At 52.5% G+C, this 7,059-nt stretch carries 6 protein-coding genes; all 6 read right to left on the bottom strand.

The annotated features are described in order from the left end of the window. Nucleotides 1-2: 2 nt before the first annotated feature. Nucleotides 3-1,982 carry a cache domain-containing protein gene (locus tag Q7V48_08580; GenBank protein ID MDO9210791.1) on the bottom strand — a complete coding sequence of 660 codons (1,980 nt, stop codon included), beginning with the start codon at nucleotides 1,980-1,982 and terminating at the stop codon, nucleotides 3-5. Between the two features lie 77 nt (nucleotides 1,983-2,059). Beyond that, on the bottom strand, nucleotides 2,060-2,926 hold the full coding sequence (locus Q7V48_08575) for a methylenetetrahydrofolate reductase (GenBank protein ID MDO9210790.1): 867 nt from the start codon (nucleotides 2,924-2,926) through the stop codon (nucleotides 2,060-2,062). A 15-nt stretch (nucleotides 2,927-2,941) separates the two neighbouring features. After that, nucleotides 2,942-3,616 (bottom strand): methylenetetrahydrofolate reductase C-terminal domain-containing protein, encoded by a 675-nt coding sequence (locus Q7V48_08570; GenBank protein ID MDO9210789.1) that lies wholly within the window; start codon nucleotides 3,614-3,616, stop codon nucleotides 2,942-2,944. A gap of 21 nt (nucleotides 3,617-3,637) precedes the next feature. Continuing rightward, on the bottom strand, nucleotides 3,638-5,197 hold the full coding sequence (locus Q7V48_08565; protein ID MDO9210788.1) for a nickel-dependent hydrogenase large subunit: 1,560 nt from the start codon (nucleotides 5,195-5,197) through the stop codon (nucleotides 3,638-3,640). Between the two features lie 11 nt (nucleotides 5,198-5,208). Continuing rightward, nucleotides 5,209-6,084, bottom strand: a complete 876-nt coding sequence (locus tag Q7V48_08560) for a hydrogenase small subunit (protein ID MDO9210787.1) — start codon at nucleotides 6,082-6,084, stop codon at nucleotides 5,209-5,211. 152 nt (nucleotides 6,085-6,236) lie between these two features. Further along, nucleotides 6,237-7,059: tetrahydrofolate dehydrogenase/cyclohydrolase catalytic domain-containing protein (locus tag Q7V48_08555; GenBank protein ID MDO9210786.1), on the bottom strand; the 823-nt coding region annotated here is incomplete at its 5' end.

Genomic DNA, 7,059 nt, shown 5'->3' with positions numbered 1-7,059 from the left:
AATCATTTTCCTTTTCCTTCTTTGGGCATTGTAAACAAGAATTTAGCCCATTTCCCTTCCTCCGATTCTGCCCAGATCCTCCCCCCGTGCCTTTCTATAATCTCCTTGGCGTTAAACAGCCCCAGGCCTGTGCCTCCCCTGCGCCGCTCTAACTCTCCTTCCAGGCGAGTAAATTTTTCAAAAACTTTAGCCAATTTATCGGCAGGAATCCCCCGGCCCTCGTTTTTAACGTAAAACAAAAGTTCTTCCGGTTCTTCTTTGAAACCGCACCAGATCTTCCCCCCTTCCTGGGCATACTTAATGGCATTGCCGATCAAGTTGCTGAAAACAATGCGCAAGAGAACTGGATCCGCCTCCCCCTCGACTTTACGGAAGGCCTCCTCGTTTTCAACTATCATTTGCATTTTTCGGGCGTCGAGTTGCGGCTTCTCATCTTCCAAGATGGAAGAGAGGGCTTCGGCAAAGATGGGAATACGAACTTTATTGACTTCCATCTTTCCGGATTCAATTCTCCCGAGTTGCAGGTATTTTTGGATCATATTGATCAAAGCATTCACGTTCCGCAGCATGGTAGCAACGGCTTGCTTCTGGTTTGGGTTTACTAAAGGGCCCAGCGCCTCGTCCTTAAGCAAGATCAGGAACCCTTTGAGTACTCCCATGGGCTGATTAAGCTCATGGGTGATGAAACCCACCATTTCCAGATAATGCCGGTTCAGCTCCTGGAGTTTGTTATTCAATACGTAAAGTTCTTCCATCGTGTCCTTCAAGGTGCGGATCATACGGTTGAAGGAAAAAGCCAGGTGACCGACCTCGTCCTTGGACTGGATGGAAACTTCGTGGGAGAAATCCCCACCAGCAATCACTTCTGTAGCCTTCACCAACTCCCCGATCGGCCGGGTAATGGAGCGAGTGATGAAAAAAGCCAGAAACAGGACCAGCACCAGTCCGAGAAAAGCCACACCGAAAAAACTGTAAATCACATTTTTACGCAGGTCCGTATAAGGCTCTTCCAGGGTTCCCACGTAAAGGATGCCGATGATTTCTCCCTTGACGTTGCGTATGGGCTCGTAAGCAGCGATATACCATTCACTCACCACAAACGCCCGGTCAATCCAGGCCCGGCCGTTCTCCAGGACCTGATCATAAACATCCCTGGCGATACGCGTACCAATCGCCCTGAGCCCGCTTTTATCCTTGACGTTGGTTGAAATGCGCAAGTCCCATTGGAAGATGGTCGCCGTCCCCGTGTCTTTTCCTTTATAACGCTCTCCCTTGAAAACGATGTCTTTGATCTTATCAACAATTTCGTAGTTGCGGTTTAAAAGGTTCCCGCCATACAAAACGCCCAGAATATTATTATTAATGTCCAGGATGGGAACAGCCGCTTTTAACATCATCCCCGAAGTCTCCCGGGTGTCTGGCCGTTCTTTGGCCTTCGGGGTCGGAACGAATTCCATGTAGACCTGGCGTACTAACTCCGGCCCTTCTTTGGCCAGTTCCTCCTGCGGGACGATCTCGGTGGCAGCGACGATTTCTTTCTTCAGGGCTCTCCTGACCATTTCATCGTTGCCCTGAAAATCCCCTGCCTGGTAAGGGGTACGGGTCCGGGTAAGAACTACTCCCTTTTTGTCCGTTAGGGTGAGGAAATCCAACCCGTAATCGATGCGCACCCTTTCCAGTTCCTGGCGGAGAACTTCCACCTGTCCTCCAGTTACAGCACGCATGATTAAATCTCTTTTGGCAGTAAGATGGAGAACATCCTGAATCCTTCTGAGCTTCTCCTGGTAAACCATCCAGGCCGAATCCAGATCATGGCGGACCTTTTTCTGCGCCTCGGCCATGATGGTGTTCCCCACCATGCGGGTTCCGATGATCGTGGAAGCAAGTCCCCCTGCTAACACGACCAGCAAGAAGCTGAAAATCAGCTTAGAACCCAAAGATCGGAAGGGTAACCTTTCTGGAATTTTGAGCCTTGCCCACATCGAACTCTCCTCGCTTCACCCAGTTCCTTGTGGGGTAGGCCGGGGCGATCCGCGTTGCCGCTGCGGAGGGGAAAAGATCACAATTTGGCCGCTTCTAAAACGGCAGGCACTTTGCTCTCCCATCCGATGGGCATAATGTGCACTCCCTGGCACAGGCCCTTCAGCTCCTTGATCAAGTCGGCCGCGATCTCAATACTGGTTTTCACCCGGTCTTCTGCCTTGGACATTTTTTGGATGAGGGGCTCGGGAACGAAAACTCCAGCCACGTTTTTGTTCATGAACCGGGCCATACCGGCAGATTTCAGCAAAATGATCCCGGCTAAAACCGGAACCCGGAAAGGCGCCACCCGTTTCATAAATTTCTCGAAGGCTCCCACGTCATAGACCGCCTGGGTCTGGAAAAAGGAAGCTCCGGCTTTAATCTTTTTTTCCATTTTGAAAATCTGGGCCTCCACCGGATTTCCCCCGGGGTTGACTACGGCTCCGGCAAAAAACTTCGGTGCCCCGCTCAAAGGATTGCCCACCATGTCCGTGCCTGTTTCCAGAGTTTTGATTACGCTCAGGAGGCTCACCGAGTCCAGGTCAAATACCGGCTTGGCCTGGGGATGATCCCCCAGAGAGGCATAATCCCCGGTTAACGCCAGTACGTTTTTGATGCCCAGGACGGAAGCGCTGAGCAAATCCGCTTGCAGGGCCAATCGATTCCGGTCCCGGCAGGTCATCTGAAAGATAGGCTCTAGCCCTTTCTCTTGCAGAAGATGACAGACCGCCAGAGAACCCAAGCGCATGACGGAACTCTGTAAATCGGTTACGTTGATTGCATCCACCCGCCCCCGCAGCAAATCGGCATCGGCCAGCATTTCTTGGATGTGGATTCCTTTGGGAGGGCCAATTTCTGAAGTTACCACGAATTTCTTAGAGGCCAAGCTCTCTTGTAAACCCATGCTCTCCCTCCTCCTTTATTTTCCCTGCTCCAGGGCCCATCGCTCAGAGAGCCGCAGGCCCTTCGGGGGCATCATTTTGCTGTGGTCTTTGGGCTCATAAATTTGGCGGAGCTTTTCCAATTGTCCCAGCTTTTCTAGCCTTTCGTAGATCAGCCGCCAGCCGCATTCCATTTCCTGGTCCACCTCGCATTTTCCTTCTTTGGTGGTCCCCCCGCAAGCCCCGTTCAGCAAAGATTTTGAACAAGCCGTCAAGGGGCAGATGCCACCCGTCAAGTCCAGGACGCAGTCGCCACATTCCTGGCAACGTTCAGAGCCCTGCCACTCTCCGCGCATCCCCCCCAGCGGAAGGGTATTGCAAGCGGGGTGCGTTACTTTGTTACTCACGGCCGCCACCGCCTGAACCCCTACGCCACAGGTCATGGCCAGGATGGAATCCGCTGCCTTGACCTCTTTGGCCTTGCCGCGGAAGCGAGATTGCACCAGAGCCTTTTGGCAAAGCAAATCTACTACGCTAAACCCCGTGACTTTTTTCCCGGCCTTTTCCAAGGCTTCCTTCATCTCCAGTACCTGCGGTTTCCCTCCGGTACCACTAGCCTCGGCGCAACCATTACACCCCAAAATAAAAATGTTTTTTTCCCCGTCCAAAAAACGTAAAATTTCTTCCAATGGCTTTTGTTGCGAAAGTAACATGGGCTCTCCTCCTTTCCGGCCCTAATAAATGCGGAATCGCCCCAATTCATTTCCCTTGGGGGTGATCAGATGAACAGCGCAGGCGATGCAGGGATCGAAGGCGCGAACGATGCGGACGATCTCGAAGGGATTCGCCTCATCCTTCACTCGGGTCCCCGTTAACGCCTGTTCGATGGCCCCGGGGGTTCCGGAATCATCCCGGGGGGAAGCATTCCAAGTGGTTGGCACCACGCACTGATAGTTGGCTATCTTTTTCTCCTTGATTTCAATCCAATGGCCCAAGGCTCCTCGGGCAGCGTCAATGATCCCAACCCCCTGGGCTTCTTCGGGAAGTTCATAAGGGACGAATGTCGGCTCTCCGGGCTTTAACTGCAGCAGCCATTCCCCCATGGCATCGGCAACATATTTGGCAGCCAAGGCCCGGGCGGCATGTCGTCCCAGGACCGAAAAGAGAGCGGCAGGTGTGGCCTTAAAATGGGCCAACGTAGAATCGACCAGAGATTTTACCTTGGGATTTCCGCTCGCATAAGTGGTCACCATTTGGGCCAAGGGACCCACTTCGTATACCCGTCCACCGTAGCGGGGCGCTTTCAGCCATGAATAGGCCCCACTTTTTTCATCCGCCGGAACTGTTTTTCCTGTGGAAGGGTGCAGCTTCGAAGTATTGCTTTCGTACCAGGAATGGCGCACTTCTTCCGTAATTTTGCTCAGATCCAGGGGTTGAAGTTTCAAGTCAGCGGAGATCGTTCCTTGCTGGAAAAGGCGTTGGCGCCGCGTATAATCGGGATTTTTCCCCTCAAGGTCGTAAGCCCCGTAAGCCAGAAGGTTTTGGCAACCGGCGCCGATTTGGAAGTAGTCGGAATAAACCCCGGCCACCGCCAGCACATCCGGAAGATAGACATTATCCACGAAGGATCGCAGTTCATTCAAACGCCAGAGAATGGAAGCGATCTTATCCACGGTGGGAACTTCAGCCATTCCTCCGGGAACAATGGACGCCGTATGGGGGATCCTCCCGGTGAGCATGGCTACGGCTTCATGTCCTTTGCGGCGGATTTCCAGAGCTTTTACGTAATGGCTAACAGCAGCTCGATCCACATCGTCCGGCAGCCGATAATCCCCTTCATACCGCGGGACAAAAGGTCCCAATTCCCCCCGGCCAATAAAAGCCTTAATGGAATTTAAATCCGCATCGCTCCCCTCATATTTGGCCACTTTGGTTACATCCACGTAATCTAAGGCCGCTAAGTGGTAAAAATGGAGGATATGATCCTGAACCACATGCAGCCCCGCCGCCAGGTTTCTCATAATGCGACCGTTGTCCGGAATCTTGTCCGCCAGTCCGAAGGCACTGTCCAAATTAAAGGTGGAGGCCATGGCATGACAGACGTTACACACGCCGCAAATACGCTGGGTGATGATTTGCGCATCCCGGGGATCTCGGCCTCGCAGGATGATCTCAAAACCCCGGAAAAGCATGCCAGAGCTGCGGGCTTCCTTTATGATTCCGTTCTCCACCAGACATTCGATCTTCAGATGCCCTTCTATCCGGGTAATGGGGACGATAACAATTTTTCCCATGTCGCTTCTCCTTATAATTTATTGGGGGCAGTTTCGATCTCGATGGTCTTCACATAGAGAGGAGAGACGAGATCCGGAAATTCGGGTTGCGTACATCCATGGCATCCTCCACCAGATCCTACGCACCAGTTCACCCCCGTATTCCAGAGACGCGTAGGACAATCGGCGTAGGTAATCGGCCCCTTACATCCCAATTCGTAAAGGCAACCTGGATCGCCGTGCTTTTTGGCAAATTTCCCCTCGTCAAAGTAAGCACGCCGCTGGCAATTTTCATGGATGAGCTTGCCGTAAAAGGTTAAGGGGCGGCCGAAATCGTCCAACTGATCGGCAGAAGGAAGGCCGCTGAGAAGGAGGCTGGCCACCGTTCCCACGAACCAGTCTGGGTGGGGAGGACATCCCGCAACGTTGATTACGGGGGTCTTGATCCCTTTACTTTCCAGCAGCTCTTTTAATCCCTGGCAACCCGTCGGGTTCGGGGCCGCGGCCGGGATTCCCCCAAAAGTTGCGCACGTGCCTACGGCCATCACGGCCAGGGCATCTCGGCTAAATTCAATCACCCGCTCCACCATGGAGACCGGTTGGTGGTTTCTCTCTCCGATGGAACCATAAACCCCATTCTTGGCAGTGGGAATGGACCCATCAACGATCAACAGGTATCCCCCTTTTACTTTTTTAACCGTTTCCTCGGCGATGGCTATCGCCAAGTCTCCAGCCCCGGCCATGACCGTGGCATTGAAGCGCAGGTTTACGTGTTTTCCGGGAATTACCTCATCGATCAGTACGTTCTTGATGGTCGGACTTACGGAGTTCAGGATGGAGATCAAACAACCCGTGCAGGTGGCACATTGCAACCAAATGACCGGGTATTCTATTGTCTTCGAGTCCAACGTCCCCTCCTTTCTATGCTCTCGGCAACCTAATGGGATGGCTTCGTGTCTATAAAGACCTTTTACGATATCATCAAATTGACTGGCAATGCGACCTTCTTATCCTAACCCTTTGCCTGCCTTGTTTACTATGAGATGTATCATCATCCTTTTCATTTTTTAATCTCGGCGGCTACTTTGGCTGCTTTTATCGTGTTCAGCATTAGCATGGTAATCGTCATCGGGCCCACTCCCCCGGGCACGGGGGTAATGGCACTTGCTTTTTCTTTCACCGCTTCGAAGTCGACGTCCCCGCAGAGGATGGCTTTCCCTTCTTTGGTCATCCCTACACGGTTTACGCCGACGTCGATGACCACAGCTCCTTCTTTCACCATGTCGGCAGTCACGGCCTTGGGCTTACCCGCAGCCACGATCAGAATGTCCGCACGCCGGGTGTGCAAAGAAATATCCTTCGTCCCGGTGTGGCAGATGGTCACGGTGGCGTTAGCGCCCTTTTGTTTCTGGAGCAGCATGTTGGCAATGGGCTTGCCCACGATGTTCGACCTTCCTAAAACCACAACCTCCGCTCCATCGATCTTCACCCCGGTGCGGATGAGTAACTGTTGAATCCCCGAGGGAGTGCAGGGCAGGTAATCGGCTTCCCCGATCATTAATTTCCCCACGTTCACGGGATGGAAGGCGTCCACATCCTTTTGGGGATCGATGGCATATAGAACCCTGGTTTCATTGATATGTTTAGGTAGGGGAAGCTGCACTAGAATTCCGTGGATCTTCGGATCCTTATTATATTTATCGATCAACTCCAAAAGCTTCGCTTCAGAAATATCGACAGGCTGGTTGTCCTGAACAGAATAGAATCCCAGTTCCTTGGCAGTCTTCTGCTTTCCAGTGACATAACTTACCGATGCCGGATTCTCACCCACTAAGATCGTTACCAACCCGGGAACGAGATTGTGCTTTTCTTTCAGCAAAGAA

Source organism: Deltaproteobacteria bacterium (assembly GCA_030654105.1).
Taxonomy (GTDB): Bacteria; Desulfobacterota; SM23-61; order SM23-61; family SM23-61; genus JAHJQK01.
Note: the sequence above shows the minus strand (reverse complement) of the source record. Positions and strands in the feature narration are given on the sequence as shown.

What these genes read in the sequence shown, in the direction of transcription:
- Q7V48_08570 (MDO9210789.1), bottom strand. Translation starts at nt 3,616, where the DNA reads ATGTTACTTTCGCAACAAAAGCCATTGGAAGAAATTTTACGTTTTTTG.
- Q7V48_08575 (MDO9210790.1), bottom strand. Translation starts at nt 2,926, where the DNA reads ATGGGTTTACAAGAGAGCTTGGCCTCTAAGAAATTCGTGGTAACTTCA.
- Q7V48_08580 (MDO9210791.1), bottom strand. Translation starts at nt 1,982, where the DNA reads ATGTGGGCAAGGCTCAAAATTCCAGAAAGGTTACCCTTCCGATCTTTG.
- Q7V48_08565 (MDO9210788.1), bottom strand. Translation starts at nt 5,197, where the DNA reads ATGGGAAAAATTGTTATCGTCCCCATTACCCGGATAGAAGGGCATCTG.